Origin of the sequence: Streptomyces sp. NBC_00820, from assembly GCF_036347055.1 — a bacterium.
Lineage (GTDB): Bacteria > Actinomycetota > Actinomycetes > Streptomycetales > Streptomycetaceae > Streptomyces.
Genome location: NZ_CP108882.1, coordinates 6,143,250 through 6,160,795 on the forward strand (window position 1 = coordinate 6,143,250; position 17,546 = coordinate 6,160,795).

Sequence of the window (17,546 nt, forward strand, 5' to 3'; positions counted from 1 at the left end):
CATCGAGTTGGCAGGGAACTTGACCCGTCCCGGTCCCGCCCTACTCGGATACCGGTGGCTGAAGTACTCGGGTGGAGGTGAGTACGCGCGCGCTGTGCGGTGACGGGCGGAGCGGAAATGCTTCTCGCATGAGAGAAGAGATACGGAAGGCCGCTTCCCAGTCGTTGTCGATCGTCGTGTCGGCCGGCTTCGCGCTGGCGGCGTGGGTCGCCTGGCTGGGCTGGGATCAGCACCGTGATGTGCACCCCGACGGCTCGACCACCGGCCCGTACCAGGCGTGGCAGGTGATCGGGCTGGTGCTGACACTGCTGGCGTCGGTGTACTGGGCGGTGTCCCGACGCCGGCCCGCCGGTGCTGTGCTCGGCACCTCGGCGGGCCTCACCGTCGCCGCCTATGCCGACTGGTCCGACGACGCCAGCGGGCTCTTCGTGATCGGCGTGCTGATGACCATGATGGGGAGTCTGGCCGCGACCGGCCTCGTCTCCCTCGTGATCACCTCGATGCGGCGAGAGGGGTGACGGGCCAGAGGCGCGGGCATGGCGCGGGGCTGACCGGTGGAGTCGGTCAGCCCCGGGCCCGGACCCTGGGTGCGGGAAGCGAGCGGCGGACGGCGTCGCCCGGAGTCGCTCAGTAGCGGTCGAGGACCAGCTGGGTCTTGAGGACGTCGCCGTGGTACAGCCAGCCGTGTGCGTCGGCCACGGCGATGGCGTCGGAGTGGAGCTGGGCGGCGTCGGCGTAGTCGTCGGTCTTGAACGACAGCTCGACGACGTACTCGGTGCCGGTTCCGCTGGAGTTCTTCACCGGCAGCACCTCGATGGCGGCGTCGTCCGACGACTCCCACGCACCCGACCAGACCTGCGAGGTCACCGGACCGTGGGCGCGGGAGGCCGACAGGGTGTCCGAACCCCAGTTGCCGGAGAGCCAGTCGTCGAGTTTGCCGGGGATCTCGTTGACCAGCCAGCCTCGGCCGGTGCCGGCGGCCGGCAGGGAGGTGCCGGAGTAGCCGCTCGCGCTGTGGCTCTTCTCGTTGCTGAAGCTCAGGGTCTGCTTGGCGTAGCCCCAGTCCACCTCGGCGTCGTAGTTGGTGTCGCTGCTGTCGAAGCCTTCCGCGTTCGCCTCGTCCAGGGCGCCGTCGATGTCGCCGTTCGACACCGGGAAGCGCTTCTTGTAGCTCTCCTCGAAGTCCGAGCCCGACTTGTGACGGAGCCGGACGTCCCAGCCCTCGGCGTCGAGGTCCAGCGCGTCGGTGTCGAAGTACTCGTAGGAGCGTGCCTTGGCGGAGCCCGTGATCCCGAAGGCCGCCTTCACAGCCGAGGTCGGGGCGTGCGAGGCGTCGAGTGCCGCGGTGGTGAGATTGATCTTCACCTCGTACGTCGGTGCGGCGTTGGCGTCGGCGAACGCCGGTGTCGCGGGGGCGAGGACGGCGAGCGAGACGGTGAGCGACGCGGCAAGGCCCAGCGCGGACGCGGTGAGCGAGCGACGGGTCGGGGAGGTAATGGCCATGTCAGGAAGGTCACCCCGGCCGGTGATCGGCACATGGTCAACAGGGGTGATCTGCATGAAGCGGAGACGTCGGGCAGGGCACGCGTCCTCCCCGGGGCCTGAGCGACCCCGTGGGAGCGAGCCGCCGGCCGTCGGGAGCCGCCATCCGGACACGCCGGGAGCCGGGAGCCGGGAGCCGGGAGCCGGGAGCCACGACCGCGACGGTAGGTGTCGCGGTCGTGGCGGGCACGGCGTGGTCACGGCAAGGGTGTGGCGGGGGTGCGGCATGGGGCCATGACGGTGTGTCGTCGGCCCGGCCGACGCCGACGAGGAGCGGTGCCGGGGGTGGAGGCGCCCTCAGCAGTAGAGGTTGCCGCCGGGGGAGACGCCGAGGATCTGGGAGAAGCGCTGGTAGGCGTCGACGCGGCTCTGCACCTGGGCCGGGTTGCGGCCGTCGCACTCCAGGGAGCCGTTGATGCTGCGGATCGTCTGGCCGAATCCGGCCTGGTTCACCATGGCGTTGTGCGGCGTCATGGAGCCGGGACCGGACTGGGTGTTCCAGTACCACAGGCCGGTCTTCCAGGCGACCGCCGCGTCGTTCTGCACCAGCCAGGGGTTGTTGAGCAGGTCGATGCCGAGCGCGTCGCCGGCGGCCTTGTAGTTGAAGTTCCAGCTGAGCTGGATCGGCCCGCGCCCGTAGTAGGCGGCCTGGCCCGCGGGACAGCCGTAGGACTGGCTCCAGTCGCAGTAGGTGGGGTAGTTGGCCGTGTTCTGCTCGACCACGTACACCAGACCGCCGGTCTCGTGGTTGACGTTGGCGAGGAAGGCCGCCGCCTCCTGCTTCTTCACCGCGTCGCTGCCGGTGTGGGCGAAGCCCGGGTAGGCGCTGAGGGCCGCGACGAACCCGCTGTACGTGTAGAACGAGTTCCGGTTCGGGAACATCTGGTTGAACTGCGCCTCGCTCACGACGAAGTCGCCGGCCGGCGTGCCGGTGCCGCTGTCGCAGGCGTAAGGGTCCCAGTACCAGGTGCTGATGATGGGGTCGTAACCCGGGTTGTCGTGTTCGGCGATGTACGTCTTGCCGTCGGTGTAGCGGACGACGTCGCCGGTGGCGTACGACCTTCCGGCCACCCAGGCCGGGTAGCTGGAGCAGGAGGCGGCCGACGAGGCCGAAGCGGCCGGGGCCGGCAGTAGCAGCGGGGCCGTCGCGAGGGCGAGGGCGGTCAGCGCGGCGGAGATGTGTCGTCTCGACACAGGATCAACTCCTCTGTGGGCCACGGCCTTACCGGGGCGGAGCGGAAGGGGACCAGCTTCCTGCGCGCGCCAGTGAACACCGGACATGGCGTGGGGGTGGCCGTGGTGGGGGGTGAGGGCCACACTCAACTGCATTGGTATGTACCAGTCAAGCGGAGGGGGCGTTCGGGGGTGGAGATCGGTCAACCTGCCTGTTGCGCAAGGGAGTTGTCCCCGCCTCTGCCGCTCCGGCCGCGACGATGCCGACGGCAGAGTCTGCGTGTGGGCGTTTCGGCCCGTGAGCTTGGCGGCTTCTGGGCGCAGGGTTTCGCTGGAGGGGGCGGCCGGCGATCACCTGGTCGGGGGGCGGGTGGCCGGTGTGAGGGCGCGGGTGGCGTCCTGGATGGCCGAAAGTGCTTGATGTGGAACGCACTTGGGCGCACCGTCGGCTTCGGCGGCGAGGGGATTCGCGAGCTCCGGATGTCGTCGTACGACTTCAGTCGGGGCTGCCTGCCTCCGTCAGTCGGGGCCGCCTCCGTCGGCCGGGGCTGCCTCAGGCGGGGGCGGCGGAGTGGGTGGCGGAGCGGGATGCGTGGCGGGCGATGCGGGTGGCGGCGTACTCCGTACCGGCGACGAAGCGCATCATCGGGCCGAACATCGGTGCGGCGAGGGAGCCGGTGAAATACAGGCCCGGTGTCGAGGACTCGAACGCCGCCGAGAGGTGCGGTGCTTGCGAACCCGGCACGCGCACGACGGAGTTGCGCAGGCTGGGGGACAGGAAGGTCAGCGCGTCCAGGTCGAGTCGGTAGCCCGTCGCCGCCAGGACGTGATCGGTGGTCAGGGTTTCGGGGCCCTGGTGCCCGGAGACGGACAGGTGTACCCCGGAGTCGTCGGCTTCGGCTGCCGTCACACGGCACGACGTGCGGATCGGGACGACGTCCTCGACGCGGTCGCGCAGCCACCAGCCGCCCGACGGGCCCAGCGCCTTGCGGAACAGCAGCATCCGGGCGGCGGCGGGCAGCCGGCGCACGCCGCCGGGGGTGGCGCAGACCGCCGCCAGGATCCAGCCGGTGCCGAGCGGCGAGGCGGGCTTGGACAGCCGTTCCGTCCAGGGGCGGGACAGCGCGGGCTTCTGCCCCCACAGCACGTGCGACTCGCGGACCAGGACCTGTACGTCGGCGCCTGCCTCATGCAACAGGGCCGCGCTCTCCAGGGCGGACTGGCCGCCCCCGATCACCGCGACCCGTCGGCTGGCGTACGGGGAGAGGTCGGTGTGGTGGCTGGTGTGGGACACCCGGGCGTCGGCGCCCGGCCCCTGCGGGGCCAGGTTCCGCAGCTCCACCGGGATGTGGGCGAGGCCGTTGAGGCCGGTGGCGACGACGACGGCCGCCGCCGTCAGCTGCTGTCCGTCGTCAAGGCGCACCGTGAAGTGCGGCCCCGACGGGGCGCGTTCGACTGCCGTGGCCCGGCCCGGTTCCACCTCGCCGACGTACCGCTTCTGGAACCACAGCCCGTACCGCACGAACACGTCGCACGGAATCGGTGTCAGCTCGGTCAACTCCGGCTCGCCGTGCGCCCGGCGGAAGTCCGCCAGTCGGCCGCCCGGCTCCGGCGCCGACAGGTCGGTGGCGTCCGGTGTCGACTTCAGGAACATGCCGGTGGCCATGGCGTGCCGCCAACTGCCCAGCACGTCACCGAAGATGCGGACCTTCACCCCGGCGGCCCGTAGGTGTGCGGCCACCGACAGGCCGTACGGGCCGGCGCCGATGACGACGACGGGAGGGGCTCCGCCCCCGGTGAACTCCTGCTCATGGTCACAGCGTCGCTCCGGAAGCGACTGCGTCATGCGTCCCCCACTGATCCCGACGTCGTCTCCCCAGGACAACGCGAATCCCCCGGGATGGCGCGCCGACAGAAGTCGTCACACACCGGTCCCCCTCCGACGCTCAGTGTGACGCGTCGTACGGCATCGGTTGGTGATTTCGCCGTACGTTGGTCAAAACATGGCCGAACTGTAGGGCGGCGATGGGCTCCACGTGGTTTCTGTCGACCTTGACTCGTCACTTATACCCGGCGGGGGTATTCTCCGGTGTGCGTGCGGGTAGGCAGCGGTGGAGGGAAGGGCGCATCATGGGTGGCGGACAGGCGGCCGAGCGGGGCGTTGCCCGGCTGCTCGCTCTGTGCGCGGTCCTGTGCGGACTCTTCCTCATGCACGGCGCTCCGGCCTCCGCCGCCGGGGGCTGTCACGGGGGCATGCCGGTGATGTCCGCGTCGTCAATCGGTGTTCATCACGGTGCGGCGACGGACGCGGTCCATGCCGGGGCGGCCACTCTGCTCCGGCCTGACTTCCAGGTCGGGGAAGTGGGCGGTACGCACGGCGAGTTGTGCGTGTCGACGCCGGCGCACGAGCGGTTCCCCGTCCCCGGACCGCGCCTGCTCGCGGTGGCCGAGGGCGCGGTGCCGGCTGCCTGGGCCGCCGCACCGCCGCGGGCGGCCATGGGACGGGCCGCGTGGCGGGGACCGCCGCCAGGCGGACGGGATCTCCTGCTCCAGGTGTGCGTCGCGCGGACGTGACAGGCGCGCCGCCGGTCCGGCCGTACGGCCCGATCGGCTCCGTGTCCTGCCGCAGAGCGGCTGGGACCGGCTCGGTGCCGTGCCGCAGAGCGGCTGGGACCGGATCTGTGTCCTGCCGTTCAGCGGCCTGGACCGGGTCTGTGTCCTGCCGTACGGCTGGGACCGGCCTCGTGTCCTGCCCTTCCCGCGCGCCACCGGTGTGGCGCGCCCACCCGGAAAGACCCCTGTCTGATGTTCACTTCCTCCCGGTGCGCAGTTTCCCGGTTCACCTTCTCCCGGTTCGCCTCCTCCGGGCTCGCCTCACGCCGTCCGGCCTCACGCCGCCGTGCCCTCGCCGTGGCCGGTGCCACCGCCGCCCTCGCGCTGGCGGTGAGCGCCTGTGGCTCCTCCGGCGGGTCCTCGTCCATGCCCGGCATGGACCACGCCACCGGGTCCTCCGCATCGTCCTCGTCCGGAACCTCGATGGGGGACATGCCGGGGATGGGCCACGGGGCGTCCGGCAACGGCGGCCTGTCCGACACGCGGGACGGGTACCGCCTCGTCTCCAAGGACCGCCGGCTCCCCGCCGGGACGCGGGCCGCGTACCGGTTCACCGTCATCGGTCCGGACGGAAAGCCGGTCACCGGCTTCGCGCTCGACCAGACCGAGCGAATGCACTTCTACGCCGTCCGCTCCGACCTCACCGGCTTCCAGCACCTGCACCCGGTCATGGCCGCCGACGGCACCTGGACGGCCGAGCCGGCCTCCCTGGCGCCAGGCTCCTGGCGTGTGTTCGCCTCCTTCACGCCCGATGCCGGCGCCGGAAAGGGGAAGGACCTCGTCCTCAGCCGTGGCCTCACCGTTCCCGGCCGCACCGCGAAGCCGGCGCCGCTGCCCGCGCCGGCCACCTCGGCCCGGGCCGACGGATACACCGTCACGGTCAAGGGAGAGCTGACGGCGGGTACGGCCCGCCCGCTGACCGTCTCGGTGTCCAGGGGAGGGAAGCCGGTCACCGACCTGCAGCCGTACCTCGGCACCTACGCCCACCTGACGGCCTTCCACGAGGGTGACCTCGCGTTCGCCCACCTCCACCCGGCCGCCGCCGAGGTCACCGGTGACCGCGGCGGCCCGGACCTGTCCTTCCACGCCGAACTGCCCACGTCCGGCGACTGGCGGCTCTTCCTCCAGTTCAGGACCGGCGGAAAGCTGCACACCACCGCGGTGACCCTGCGCGCCGGGTGACGTCCGGCGGGGCGCCACCACCGGGAGAGAGCGGGGCGCCCCCGCCGCGTCGTGCCCCCGTGCGGATACGTCCACGGGGTGCGCCTGCCCCATGCGGACACGTCCCTGGGGTGCGTGCCCCGTGCGGATACGTCCACCGGGCGCGTGCCCCATTCCGATACGTCCCCGGCGCGACGTGCGTGTCCGGGGCCGTGCGCCGCGTCGGGGAGGGAAGGCTGCACAGATGCACGCCGTACTGCACGCCCTGTCCATCGCCGGTGCCATGACCTGGGAGATCACCTGGGCTCTGATCCTGGGCTTCGCGCTGTCGGCCGTCGTCCAGGCCGTGGTCCGCAAGTCCACGGTCGTCTCCCTCCTCGGTGACGACCGTCCCCGCACACTCGCCGTCGCGGCCGGCCTCGGCGTCGCCTCCTCCTCGTGCTCCTACGCGGCGGTCGCGCTGGCGCGCTCGCTGTTCCGCAAGGGGGCGAACTTCACCGCCGCGATGGCCTTCGAGATCGCCTCGACGAACCTCGTCGTCGAACTGGGCGTGATCCTGGCACTGTTGATGGGCTGGCAGTTCACCGCCGCCGAATTCGTGGGCGGGCCCGTCATGATGGTGCTGCTGGCGGTCCTGTTCCGCCTCTTCCTGCGCGACAGTCTGCTGCGGCAGGCCCGTGCGCAGGCCGAGCGGGGGCTCGCCGGGTCGATGGAGGGTCACGCGGCGATGGACATGTCGGTCCACGCGGAAGGGTCCTTCCTCCGGCGGCTGTTGTCCCGGGACGGTTTCACCGCCACCGCGCACGTCTTCGTCATGGAGTGGGCGGCGATCCTGCGCGACCTCGTCCTCGGCCTGCTCATCGCCGGTGCCGTCGCCGCCTGGGTGCCCGACTCCTTCTGGCGTGCCTTCTTCTTCGACGGCCACCCGCTCGCGGCCAAGCTGTGGGGTCCCCTCATCGGCCCGCTGGTGGCCATCGCGTCGTTCGTGTGCTCCGTCGGCAATGTGCCGCTGGCCGTGGTGCTGTGGAAGGGGGGTATCAGCTTCGGCGGTGTCGTGTCCTTCATCTTCGCCGACCTGCTGATCCTGCCGATCCTCAACATCTACCGGAAGTACTACGGCCCCAGGATGGCGCTCTTCCTCCTCGGCACCTTCTACGTCGCGATGGTCGTCGCCGGGTACGTCGTCGAACTCGTCTTCGGCGCCCTCGGACTCGTCCCCGACCGTGGGAGTGCCCGGATTCCGATGGGCGGTGTCTCCTGGAACTACACCACCTGGCTCAACATCGCCTTCCTCCTGCTGGCCGTGGTGCTCCTCGTGCGCTTCTTCCGTACGGGCGGGCTGCCGATGCTCCGCATGATGGGTGGGGCGCCGGATGCGGGTCATGATCGCGGAAGCCATGGAAGCCATGGAAGCCATGGAAGCCATGAGGGGCGGGAGGGGCAGGAGGGGCAGGAGGGTTAGAGGGGGTCGGGGTGACCGGGGTGGCCGGGGTGACTGGCGCCGGTCGGATGAGGGGTGCCCGGCTCCGGTAGGCTGTTCGTGAGTGGACGAACAGTTGGAGCCGGGAGGGAGCACCCGCCATGGAGGCGCAGGCCCAGCAGCAGCCGGAGGGTACGAGCCACCGGACTCCGCCGGTTCACGCGAACCCCGCTGACGTGGCGCTGGAGACGGCCCTGCTCGCCCTTGCCGATCCTGTGCGCCAGATCCTGGTGAGGGAGCTGGCGGGTGGCGGGGACTGGGAGCGGGCGTGCGGCAGCTTCGACGTTCCTGTCACCAAGGCGACCCTCAGCCGGCACTTCGCGGTGCTGCGTGAGGCAGGGCTCCTGGAGCAGCGTGACGCCGGGCCGAAGCGGCTCAACCGGCTGCGCCGGGCCGAGTTCGACGCCCGCTTCCCCGGACTGCTCGACCTGGTGCTCCGCCAGGAGGGCACCGTCCAGTAGTGCTTCGGCGCGTCGGGAGCCATGAGCTCCCGCGCGAGTGGCCGGCGATCCTCCACCGGAGGGCACGCGACGTGGGCCTGTAGCCGCCCCGTCACGCCCGAGAGCCCCGGGCGGGTCCGGCCTTCCCCTCACGCCGGCCGGCCCGCCCGCCCGGATCCGCAGGCCGCCTCGGCCGCCGCGAGCCCTCAGCCGCCGTACCCGCGTCGCCCCAGCAGCCGTACCCGCGCCGCCTCAGCCGCCGTACAGGGCGCCCTTGATCACGGCGATGGCGATCTCGCGGGCCACGTTGGCGCCGTGGGTGAGGCGGAGGGCGTCGAGCATCAGGAAGTCGTGCACCATGCCCAGGACACGGACGGCGGTGACGGGTACGCCCGCCTCCCGCAGGCGGGCCGCGTAGGCCTCGCCCTCGTCGCGCAGCACGTCGGCCTCATCGGTGATCACCAGGGCGGGCGGCAGCCCCTTCAGCTCGTCGAGGGAGGCGCGCAGCGGGGCCGCGTACCGTTCCTTGCGCTGGTCCTCGTCGGTCGTGTACTGGTCCCAGAACCAGACCATGCCGTCCCGGGTGAGGTAGTAGCCGTCGGCGAACTGCACGTAGGACGGGGTGTCGAAGTCCGCGTCGGTGACGGGGTACAGCAGCACCTGCGCGGCGAGGCGGACATCGCCCCGGTCCTTGGCCATCTGGGCCAGCACCGCCGACATGTTGCCGCCTACGGAGTCGCCGCAGACGACCATCCGCGAGGCGTCGAGCCCGTGCTCGGCGCCGTTGGCCACGACCCAGCGGGCGACGGCGTAGTTCTGCTCGATCTGGGTGGGGTACCGGGCCTCGGGCGCGAGGTCGTAGACGGGGAAGACGGCGGCCGCGCCGGAGCCGACGGCCAGCTCGCGCACCAGACGGTCGTGCGTCTTCTCGTCGCCGAAGACCCAGCCGGCGCCGTGGATGTAGAAGATGACCGGCAGCGCTCCGGTGGCGCCCGCGGGTCTGATGATCCGGGTGCGTACGGTGCCCCACTCGCCCGCGTCGACGTCGATCCACTCCTCGTCGACGTCCGGCTTTGCCACGCCCTCCCCGGACTGCAGGCCGTCGAGGAGCTCACGGCCCTGGGCGGGCGGAATCTCGTAGATACGGGGGTGCGGGGCGGTGGCCTCGGTGAGTTCCCTGGCGGCGGGCTCCAGCGTCGGAGTGGGCGGCGGGGGCAGATGCGCGGGCAGATCGTTCACGGTGAACCTCCAGAAGTGACCGGTCGGTCGCGCCCTGTGCGGGGCGGGCCGGTCGCGCCCGGCCGTCGCCAGACGGCCTCCTCGGGCACGGCCCGGCACTCGGCCGACGCCGCCCGCGAGGGCGGTGACACCGCGGGCCGCCGGGCACCCCGCGGTACGGCGGGTACGACGGGCGCGCGGTGCTACGACTGATGCGACGGGTACGACGCGCGCGCCGGGTGGTGCTCGGCCTCGGCCGAACACACGGCACCGCCTCTCAGTCTCGCGCGACACCGGGCACACGGCATCACGGGGCCCGTCCCGACGGCCGTGACGGCGGGTGCCCAGGGAGGCCCGGCCCAGGCCCGGACCTGCGGTTCTTCCCGCGGGGCGGGCCGGGGTCCGGCGCCCGGGGAGAAGCCGTCCCGCACGGCCCCGCCCCGCGCCCGCACACCCCGTCACGAGCCGCCCCGCCCCACCTCCTCCCAGCCCCGCCCCACCCCGCCCCGTCTCACCAGGGCAGCACGCCCGCCGCGTTCTGGAAGGTGCCGGTGGGACCGTCGGCGTCGATGCGGGCGAGGCGGACGATGACCTCGGCGCCCTCCTCGACGGTCTGGGTGCCCTGGTTGTGGTTGAGGTCGGTGGCGGTGAAGCCGGGGTCCGCGGCGTTGATCCGGATGTCGCCGAACGCCTTCGCGTACTGCACGGTGAGCATGTTCACCGCCGCCTTGGAGGACGGGTAGGCGAGGCCGGGGTAGAAGTGCTCGGGGGCCGCCGGGTCGGCCAGGGCGGGGGCGTGGCCGAGTCCGCTGCTCACGTTGACCACGACCGGGTTGGCCGAACGGCGCAGCAGGGGCAGGAAGGCGTGCAGGACGCGGACCATGCCGAAGACGTTCGTCTCGAACACGGACCGTACGTCGTCGGCGGTCGTCGCCGCGGGGAGGACGAACCCGCCGTCGGCCTGGCGCGGCTCGACGCCGGCGTTGTTGACCAGGACGTCCAGGCCGCCCTCGGCCTCGATCGTCTCGACCGCGGCGGCGACGGAGACGTCGTCGGTGACGTTGAGCCGCACGAACCGCGCGCCCAGTCGTTCGGCGGCGCGCATGCCCCGCTCGGGGTCGCGGGCACCCACGTAGACGGTGTGTCCCGCGGCGAGGAGGCGGCGGGCGGTCTCGAATCCGAGACCCTTGTTGGCTCCGGTGATCAATGTCTTCGTCATGGTCCAAGCGTCCGCCGCACCCGGAACACCAGCCAGTAGGCGCTTTTTCCTGGGAATGGCAGTACCAGGAAAGGCCGCACGTCCCCGGGCACACTGGAAGCCATGGCGACTGCGGAACTCGGAGCGGCGATCCACCGCTGGCGCGACCGGCTCTCACCCGGCGACGCCGGCCTGCCCCCGGGCGGCCGCAGGCGCGCCGCCGGGCTGCGCCGCGAGGAGCTGGCACATCTGGCCGGGATCTCCGTCGACTACGTGACGCGGCTGGAGCAGGGCCGCGCCACCAACCCCTCGTCCCAGGTCGTGGAGGCGCTGACGCGAGCGCTGCGCCTCTCGGCGCCCGAACGGGACCACCTCTACCGGCTGGCCGGCCTCGCGCCCCCCAGCCCGAAGACGGTGCCCGTCTTCATCCCGCCCAGCGTGCAACGCCTCCTGGACCGGCTCGCCGGGACCCCGGTCGCGGTCTGCGACGCCACCTGGACGCTGCTTGTCGCCAATCCGCCGTACGCGGCCCTGATGGGCGACCCGTCCGGCCTGCGCGGCAACGAACTCAACGGCGTGTGGCGCCACTTCCTCAGCCCCTCGGACCGAGTCGCCTACACCCCCGAGGCGCTCGCCGCCTTCGAGGCCGCCCTCGTCGCCGACCTGCGCACGGCGGCCCAGCGCTATCCGGCCGACCGCCGTCTACGGGCCCTGCTCGCCGAACTCCGCGACCGCAGCGCCCGGTTCGCCGCCCTCTGGGACAGCGGCACGGTGGGCATCCACGACGCGGCCCGCAAGACCGTCACGCACCCCGTGGTGGGCCCCCTCACCCTCGACTGCGACGTCCTCTCCGTCGCCGGCAGCGACCTGCGCATCATGGTCTACACGGCCGAGCCCGGCACGGAGGACGCGGAGCGGCTCTCGCTGCTGATGGTGCTGGGGACACAGGACGTCACCTCGCCCCACTGAACCCCCACGCCCACGAGGGCGGCCCGCCCGTGCGGCGGCCCAGGCAGCCCCGGACGTCGGGGATCGGTCACCGGATCTGGTGTATCCCACCGTCGCGCTCCTCGCCTGGTCCGGGTCCGGCTTCCGGAACCGTTCCCGTCAACCGCTCGGGCACACCTTGGCCCAGCCGGCCGTTTCGGGGTGGGGTGTGATCAGGCCGGGGGTGTGTCGCTGCTCGGCGGGCGGTGGAGCGTGGACATGCCCCGGAGTTCGGCGATGCGGCCGTCGCGCACGTGGAAGATCTCCATCATCGAGGGCGGAGGCCGCTCCCCGGTGCCCGCCGGGATGCCGTGCAGGGTCGTGCGGACCGCGACCCTGTCCGCGTCCACCAGCATGTCCTCCACGACGACCTCGATGCCGGGGAACGTGGCGTGGAGGCCGCTCCAGGCCTTGACGACGCTGTCGACCCCGACGGTTCCCAGGGGGTGGCTCACGAAGTCCGTGGAGAAGATCGCCTCCGCCGCGGTGAGGTCACGGGCGTTGAACGCGTCGTACATGCGCCGAGCGATGGCTCGTACGTCGTCCTCTGGCATCCCACACTCCCCGAATCGACCATGAACGTTGATCAGTCTATGAGGGCAGTGGGGGTGGGGGTGACGCTCAACTCGACGCCAGGTAGCGGTAGTTGGGTGTGGTGGAGGGTCGGCCGGCCGCTCGCACTCGGTGCGGTGAGGCGGCCGGCGTCACCTCATTCCTCCGGAGCCGGGCGCGTTCCCGTCTCGAACGCCCGCAGGATCCGTTCCGCCGCCAGCGTGGCCGTCAACGAGCCGTCCCTGACCTGCTGTTCGAGGAGCGGGGCGGCCTCGCGTACGGCGGGGTCGGCGTGCAGGCGGCCGAGGAGTTCGTCGCGGACCATGGTCCAGGTCCAGCCGACCTGCTGCTCCCGCCGTTTGGCGGCGAGGCGGCCGGTGGCGTCGAGCAGGGTGCGGTGCTGTTCCAGCCGCTCCCACACCGTGTCCAGGCCCCTGGACTCCCGGGCGCTGCAGTGCAGCACCGGCGGCGTCCAGGAGGCGTCCTTGCCGTGCATCAGGCGCAGTGCGCCCGCCAGTTCACGGGCGGCGGTCCTCGCGTCCCGCTCGTGCGGACCGTCCGCCTTGTTCACGGCGATCACGTCGGCCAGCTCCAGGACACCCTTCTTGATGCCCTGCAGCTGGTCGCCGGTGCGGGCCAGTGTCAGCAGGAGGAAGGAGTCGACCATGTCGGCGACCGCGGTCTCCGACTGGCCGACGCCCACGGTCTCCACGAGGATCACGTCGTAGCCGGCCGCCTCCATGACCACCATGGACTCCCGGGTGGCCTTCGCGACCCCGCCCAGCGTGCCCGCGCTGGGGGAGGGACGGACGAAGGCGGCGGGGTCCACCGCCAGGCGTTCCATCCGGGTCTTGTCGCCCAGGATGGAGCCGCCCGTGCGCGTGGAGGAGGGGTCCACGGCGAGGACGGCCACCCGGTGGCCCAGCGAGGTCAGCAGGGTGCCGAACGCGTCGATGAACGTCGACTTGCCCACGCCCGGCACCCCGCTGACGCCGATCCGCCGCGCCCGGCCGCTGTGCGGGAGCAGCTCGGTGAGCAACTCCTGGGCCAGTGCCCGGTGCTGGGGCCGGGTGGACTCGACGAGCGTGATGGCGCGGGCCACGATCGCCCGCTTCCCGTCGAGCACACCCTTCACGTACGTGCCGAGATCGATGGGTGCCATCGTGCGGCTACAGGTCGTGGCCGAGGTCGGCCGACAGCCGCGTCACCAGGTCGTACGCCGCGTCCGGGATCACCGTCCCGGGCGGGAACACGGCCGTGGCGCCCATCTCCAGCAGCGTCGGCACGTCCTGCGGCGGGATCACCCCGCCGACCACGATCATGATGTCCGCCCGGCCCTCCTCGGCGAGCTGCTCGCGCAGCGCCGGTACGAGGGTGAGGTGGCCGGCCGCCAGCGAGGACACGCCGACCACGTGGACGTCCGCCTCGACCGCCTGGCGGGCCACCTCCTCCGGGGTCTGGAACAGCGGGCCGACGTCGACGTCGAAGCCGAGGTCGGCGAAGGCGGTGGCGATCACCTTCTGGCCGCGGTCGTGGCCGTCCTGGCCCATCTTGGCGACCAGGATGCGCGGCCGGCGCCCCTCGGCCTCCTCGAAGGCGTCCACCAGGGCACGGGTGCGGTCCACGTTCGGCGACTCGCCTGCTTCGTTGCGGTACACGCCGGAGATGGTACGGATCTGACTCGCGTGCCGGCCGTACACCTTCTCCAGGGCGTCGGAGATCTCGCCGACGGTGGCCTTGGCGCGGGCCGCGCGCACGGCCAGCTCCAGCAGGTTGCCGTCGCCGTCGGCCGCCCGCGTGAGCGCGTCCAGCGCCGACCGGCACGCCGTCTCGTCCCGCTCGGCACGCAGCCGCCGCAGCTTCTCGATCTGCTGCGTGCGCACGGAGGAGTTGTCGACCTTGAGGACCTCGATCTGCTCGTCGGAGTCCACCCGGTACTTGTTCACGCCGATGACCGGCTGGCGCCCGGAGTCGATGCGGGCCTGGGTGCGGGCCGCCGCCTCCTCCACGCGCAGCTTGGGGATGCCCGCGTCGATGGCCTGCGCCATGCCGCCCGCCTGCTCGACCTCCTGGATGTGCTGCCAGGCCTTGCGGGCGAGGTCGTACGTCAGCTTCTCGACGTACGCGCTGCCGCCCCACGGGTCGATGACCCGGGTCGTGCCCGACTCCTGCTGGATGAGCAGCTGGGTGTTGCGGGCGATGCGCGCCGAGAAGTCGGTGGGCAGCGCGAGGGCCTCGTCGAGCGCGTTGGTGTGCAGCGACTGGGTGTGGCCCTGGGTCGCCGCCATCGCCTCCACACACGTGCGGGTGACGTTGTTGAACACGTCCTGCGCGGTCAGCGACCAGCCCGAGGTCTGCGAATGGGTGCGCAGGGAGAGGGACTTGGCGTTCTTCGGTTCGAACTGGTCGACGAGCTTGGCCCACAGCAGTCGCGCCGCCCGCAGCTTGGCGATCTCCATGAAGAAGTTCATGCCAATCGCCCAGAAGAAGGACAGCCGGGGCGCGAACGCGTCGACGTCCAGGCCCGCTTCACGCCCTGCGCGGAGGTACTCCACACCGTCCGCGAGGGTGTACGCCAGCTCCAGGTCGGCCGTCGCCCCCGCCTCCTGGATGTGATACCCGGAGATGGAGATGGAGTTGTAGCGCGGCATCCGCTGCGAGGTGTACGCGAAGATGTCGGAGATGATCCGCATCGACGGCTTCGGCGGATAGATGTAGGTGTTGCGGACCATGAACTCCTTGAGGATGTCGTTCTGGATGGTCCCGGCCAGCTTCTCGGGCGGTACGCCCTGTTCCTCCGCCGCCACGATGTACAGCGCGAGCACCGGCAGCACGGCGCCGTTCATCGTCATCGACACGGACATCTTGTCCAGCGGGATGCCGTCGAACAGCTGCCGCATGTCGTAGATCGAGTCGATCGCCACGCCCGCCATGCCGACGTCACCGGTCACGCGCGGGTGGCCGCTGTCGTAACCCCGGTGCGTGGGCAGGTCGAAGGCGACCGACAGGCCCTTCTGGCCGGCCGCCAGGTTGCGCCGGTAGAACGCGTTGGACTCCTCGGCGGTGGAGAAGCCCGCGTACTGGCGGATCGTCCAGGGCTGGTTGACGTACATCGTCGGGTACGGGCCGCGCAGGTACGGCGCCATGCCCGGGAAGGTGCCGAGGAAGTCCAGGCCCTCCAGGTCACGGCCGGTGTACAGCGGCTTGACCCCGATGCCCTCCGGGGTCTCCCACAGCGGCTCCTCGCCGCCCGTGGCCCGCTCGACGGCCGCACGCCACTCCTCGGCCGTGCCGTCGGCGACGGGGTTCCCCAGCTCGATGCCGGAGAAGTCGGGGATTCCCATCAGGACACTCCCATGCGGTCGAGGGTCGCGGACAGCACGGCTACGGCGTCACAGCCCGCGAAGACGTACGAGTCGATGCCGGAGTGGTCCCCGCGGCCCGCGAGGGCCACGTGCCGGGCGCCGGACGCGCGCAGCGACTCGGCGGCCGGCTCGGCCTGTTCGGCGTACACGGCGTCGCTGGAGCACAGCACGGCCTCCGTGGCGCCGCTGTCCTCGAAGGTGCCGTCGGTGACCGGCTCGATGCCGCCCGCCTGGAAGAGGTTGGCGGCGAACGTCGCGCGGGCGGTGTACTCGGCGGCCGAGCCGAGCGTGGCGAGGAAGACGCGGGGGCGGGCGCCGGTCGCCGCGAGGTGGGCGTCGGAGCGGGCGCGCAGGGCCTCGTAGGCCTCGTCCCGGCGCACCCTGGGCAGGCCGCCGGACGGCGGCTCGGGCGCGGGTTCGCGCTCCACCGGCTTCTCGGCGAGGAGCGGGAACTCGCTGACGCCGGTGATGGGTTCGCGGCGCTTGGCGAGCCGCGCCGTGCGCGCCCGCCAGGTCGACGCGAGGTCCTCGCGGATCCGGCCCGAGCGCAGTACGGCCGCCATGCCACCGTCGCGCTCGATCGACCGGAAGAACTCCCAGGCGGCTTCGGCGAGTTCGTCCGTCAGCCGCTCCACGTACCAGGAACCGCCCGCCGGGTCGACGACCCGGGCCAGATGCGACTCCTCGACCAGGATCGTGGAGGTGTTGCGCGCGATACGCCTGCCGAACGCGTCCGGCAGGCCGAGCGCGTGGTCGAACGGCAGCACGGTCACGGAGTCGGCGCCGCCCACCCCGGCCGCGAGCGTCGCGACCGTCGTGCGCAGCATGTTCACCCACGGGTCGCGGCGGCTCATCATCACCGGCGACGTCACCGCGTGCTGCACCTGCGCGCCCGCGCCGGGCGCCCCGCACACCTCGGCGACCCGCGCCCACAGCCGGCGCGCCGCGCGCAGCTTGGCGATGGTCAGGAACTGGTCGGCGGTGGCCGCGTACCGGAACTCCAGCTGGGCGACGGCCTGCTCGGCCCCCAGCCCCGCCTCGGTCAGCTCCCGCAGGTAGGCCACACCGGTGGCCAGGGAGGCGCCCAGCTCCTGCGCGGCCGAGCCGCCCGCCTCGTGGTACGGCAGCGCGTCCACGGTCAGCGCGCGCAGTCCGGGGTAGTGCTCGGCGCAGCGCGTGGCCAGGGCGGCCACGGGCGTGAAGTCCAGGGGGGTGCCGGTGCGGGCCTCGTGTCCGAGCGGGTCGGCGCCCAGGCTGCCGCGTACGGCCTTGGGGTCGACGCCCTTCTCCTCGTACAGCCGCAGCAGCGCCTCGGCGGCGGCCTCGGTGTCGCGGCCCGCGTCCAGGGCGACCGGCGCCAGGTCGAGGAAGACGCCGTCCAGGGCGCGGCCCAGCTCGGAGACCGGGATGCCGCCCTCGCCCAGCACCAGCCACAGCGAGGTGACGCCGTTCTCCAGGTCGGCCAGCACCGCGCTGTCGGCGCCGTCACCGAGCGCCGCGTGCCGCTGCCGTACGTCCCAGCCGCCCGCGGTGTTCCCCTCGGGGCGGCCACCGCGCACGAAGGGCGCGAACCCCGGCAGTCCGGGCTCGGGCGCGCCGTCGCGCGCGGTGTACAGAGGCCGGGTGCGCAGCCCGTCCTCCAGCGTCGTGGACAGGGCGTCCTCAGCTGCCGCGCCAGAGACTTCCTTGCCCGACTTGCGCAGCACACCCTCCACCAGGCGTTGCCACTGCTCGTGCGTCGTGTCAGGGAACTCGGCGGCCAGGGAGAGCCCGTCGTCAGGCAGGACCGTCATGCTCGGATGCTAGGGCAGGGTGCT

General features: G+C 72.1%; 15 protein-coding genes. 6 read left to right on the forward strand and 9 right to left on the reverse strand.

Annotated features, from left to right (window positions below; all coding sequences use genetic code 11):
- Positions 1 to 128 precede the first annotated feature (128 nt).
- Positions 129 to 518: a hypothetical protein gene (locus OIB37_RS27695; protein WP_330460322.1), complete on the forward strand. Its 390-nt coding sequence runs from the start codon at positions 129 to 131 to the stop codon at positions 516 to 518.
- Positions 519 to 627: 109 nt separating this feature from the next.
- Here the strand turns inward: OIB37_RS27695 and OIB37_RS27700 are convergent, their stop codons facing one another.
- From OIB37_RS27700 to OIB37_RS27710, 3 genes are all read right to left on the reverse strand, one after another.
- On the reverse strand, positions 628 to 1,503 hold the full coding sequence (locus OIB37_RS27700; RefSeq protein ID WP_330460323.1) for a hypothetical protein: 876 nt from the start codon (positions 1,501 to 1,503) through the stop codon (positions 628 to 630).
- A 336-nt stretch (positions 1,504 to 1,839) separates the two neighbouring features.
- Positions 1,840 to 2,736, reverse strand: a complete 897-nt coding sequence (locus OIB37_RS27705; RefSeq protein WP_330460324.1) for a glycoside hydrolase family 19 protein — start codon at positions 2,734 to 2,736, stop codon at positions 1,840 to 1,842.
- Between the two features lie 532 nt (positions 2,737 to 3,268).
- On the reverse strand, positions 3,269 to 4,561 hold the full coding sequence (locus OIB37_RS27710; protein ID WP_330460325.1) for an FAD-dependent oxidoreductase: 1,293 nt from the start codon (positions 4,559 to 4,561) through the stop codon (positions 3,269 to 3,271).
- A gap of 284 nt (positions 4,562 to 4,845) precedes the next feature.
- Here OIB37_RS27710 and OIB37_RS27715 point away from each other — a divergent pair, with 284 nt between their 5' ends.
- From OIB37_RS27715 to OIB37_RS27730, 4 genes are all read left to right on the forward strand, one after another.
- Complete coding sequence (locus OIB37_RS27715) at positions 4,846 to 5,289, forward strand: hypothetical protein (protein ID WP_330460326.1); 444 nt, start codon at positions 4,846 to 4,848, stop codon at positions 5,287 to 5,289.
- Positions 5,290 to 5,520: 231 nt separating this feature from the next.
- Entirely contained in the window at positions 5,521 to 6,510 is a 990-nt protein-coding gene (locus OIB37_RS27720; RefSeq protein ID WP_330460327.1) for a hypothetical protein, read from the forward strand.
- A gap of 223 nt (positions 6,511 to 6,733) precedes the next feature.
- On the forward strand, positions 6,734 to 7,951 hold the full coding sequence (locus OIB37_RS27725) for a permease (RefSeq protein WP_330460328.1): 1,218 nt from the start codon (positions 6,734 to 6,736) through the stop codon (positions 7,949 to 7,951).
- A gap of 119 nt (positions 7,952 to 8,070) precedes the next feature.
- Positions 8,071 to 8,430, forward strand: a complete 360-nt coding sequence (locus tag OIB37_RS27730; protein WP_330460329.1) for an ArsR/SmtB family transcription factor — start codon at positions 8,071 to 8,073, stop codon at positions 8,428 to 8,430.
- A 231-nt stretch (positions 8,431 to 8,661) separates the two neighbouring features.
- On the opposite strand, the gene OIB37_RS27735 is transcribed toward OIB37_RS27730, so the two are convergent.
- A complete protein-coding gene (locus tag OIB37_RS27735; RefSeq protein WP_330461988.1) occupies positions 8,662 to 9,639 on the reverse strand; it encodes an alpha/beta hydrolase in 978 nt (325 codons plus the stop codon).
- A gap of 499 nt (positions 9,640 to 10,138) precedes the next feature.
- Complete coding sequence (locus tag OIB37_RS27740) at positions 10,139 to 10,846, reverse strand: SDR family NAD(P)-dependent oxidoreductase (RefSeq protein ID WP_330460330.1); 708 nt, start codon at positions 10,844 to 10,846, stop codon at positions 10,139 to 10,141.
- 102 nt (positions 10,847 to 10,948) lie between these two features.
- On the opposite strand from OIB37_RS27740, the gene OIB37_RS27745 reads away from it, so the two are divergent.
- Complete coding sequence (locus tag OIB37_RS27745; protein WP_330460331.1) at positions 10,949 to 11,794, forward strand: helix-turn-helix transcriptional regulator; 846 nt, start codon at positions 10,949 to 10,951, stop codon at positions 11,792 to 11,794.
- Positions 11,795 to 11,985: 191 nt separating this feature from the next.
- Here the strand turns inward: OIB37_RS27745 and OIB37_RS27750 are convergent, their stop codons facing one another.
- From OIB37_RS27750 to OIB37_RS27765, 4 genes are all read right to left on the reverse strand, one after another.
- Positions 11,986 to 12,366 (reverse strand): ester cyclase, encoded by a 381-nt coding sequence (locus OIB37_RS27750; protein ID WP_330460332.1) that lies wholly within the window; start codon positions 12,364 to 12,366, stop codon positions 11,986 to 11,988.
- A 155-nt stretch (positions 12,367 to 12,521) separates the two neighbouring features.
- Positions 12,522 to 13,526, reverse strand: coding sequence for a methylmalonyl Co-A mutase-associated GTPase MeaB (gene meaB / locus OIB37_RS27755; protein WP_330460333.1), 1,005 nt, complete (start codon positions 13,524 to 13,526; stop codon positions 12,522 to 12,524).
- A 7-nt stretch (positions 13,527 to 13,533) separates the two neighbouring features.
- Positions 13,534 to 15,708: a methylmalonyl-CoA mutase gene (scpA, locus tag OIB37_RS27760; protein ID WP_330460334.1), complete on the reverse strand. Its 2,175-nt coding sequence runs from the start codon at positions 15,706 to 15,708 to the stop codon at positions 13,534 to 13,536.
- On the reverse strand, positions 15,708 to 17,522 hold the full coding sequence (locus OIB37_RS27765) for a methylmalonyl-CoA mutase family protein (RefSeq protein ID WP_330460335.1): 1,815 nt from the start codon (positions 17,520 to 17,522) through the stop codon (positions 15,708 to 15,710). The genes scpA and OIB37_RS27765 overlap by 1 nt, the downstream gene beginning before the upstream one ends.
- Between the last annotated feature and the right edge of the window lie 24 nt (positions 17,523 to 17,546).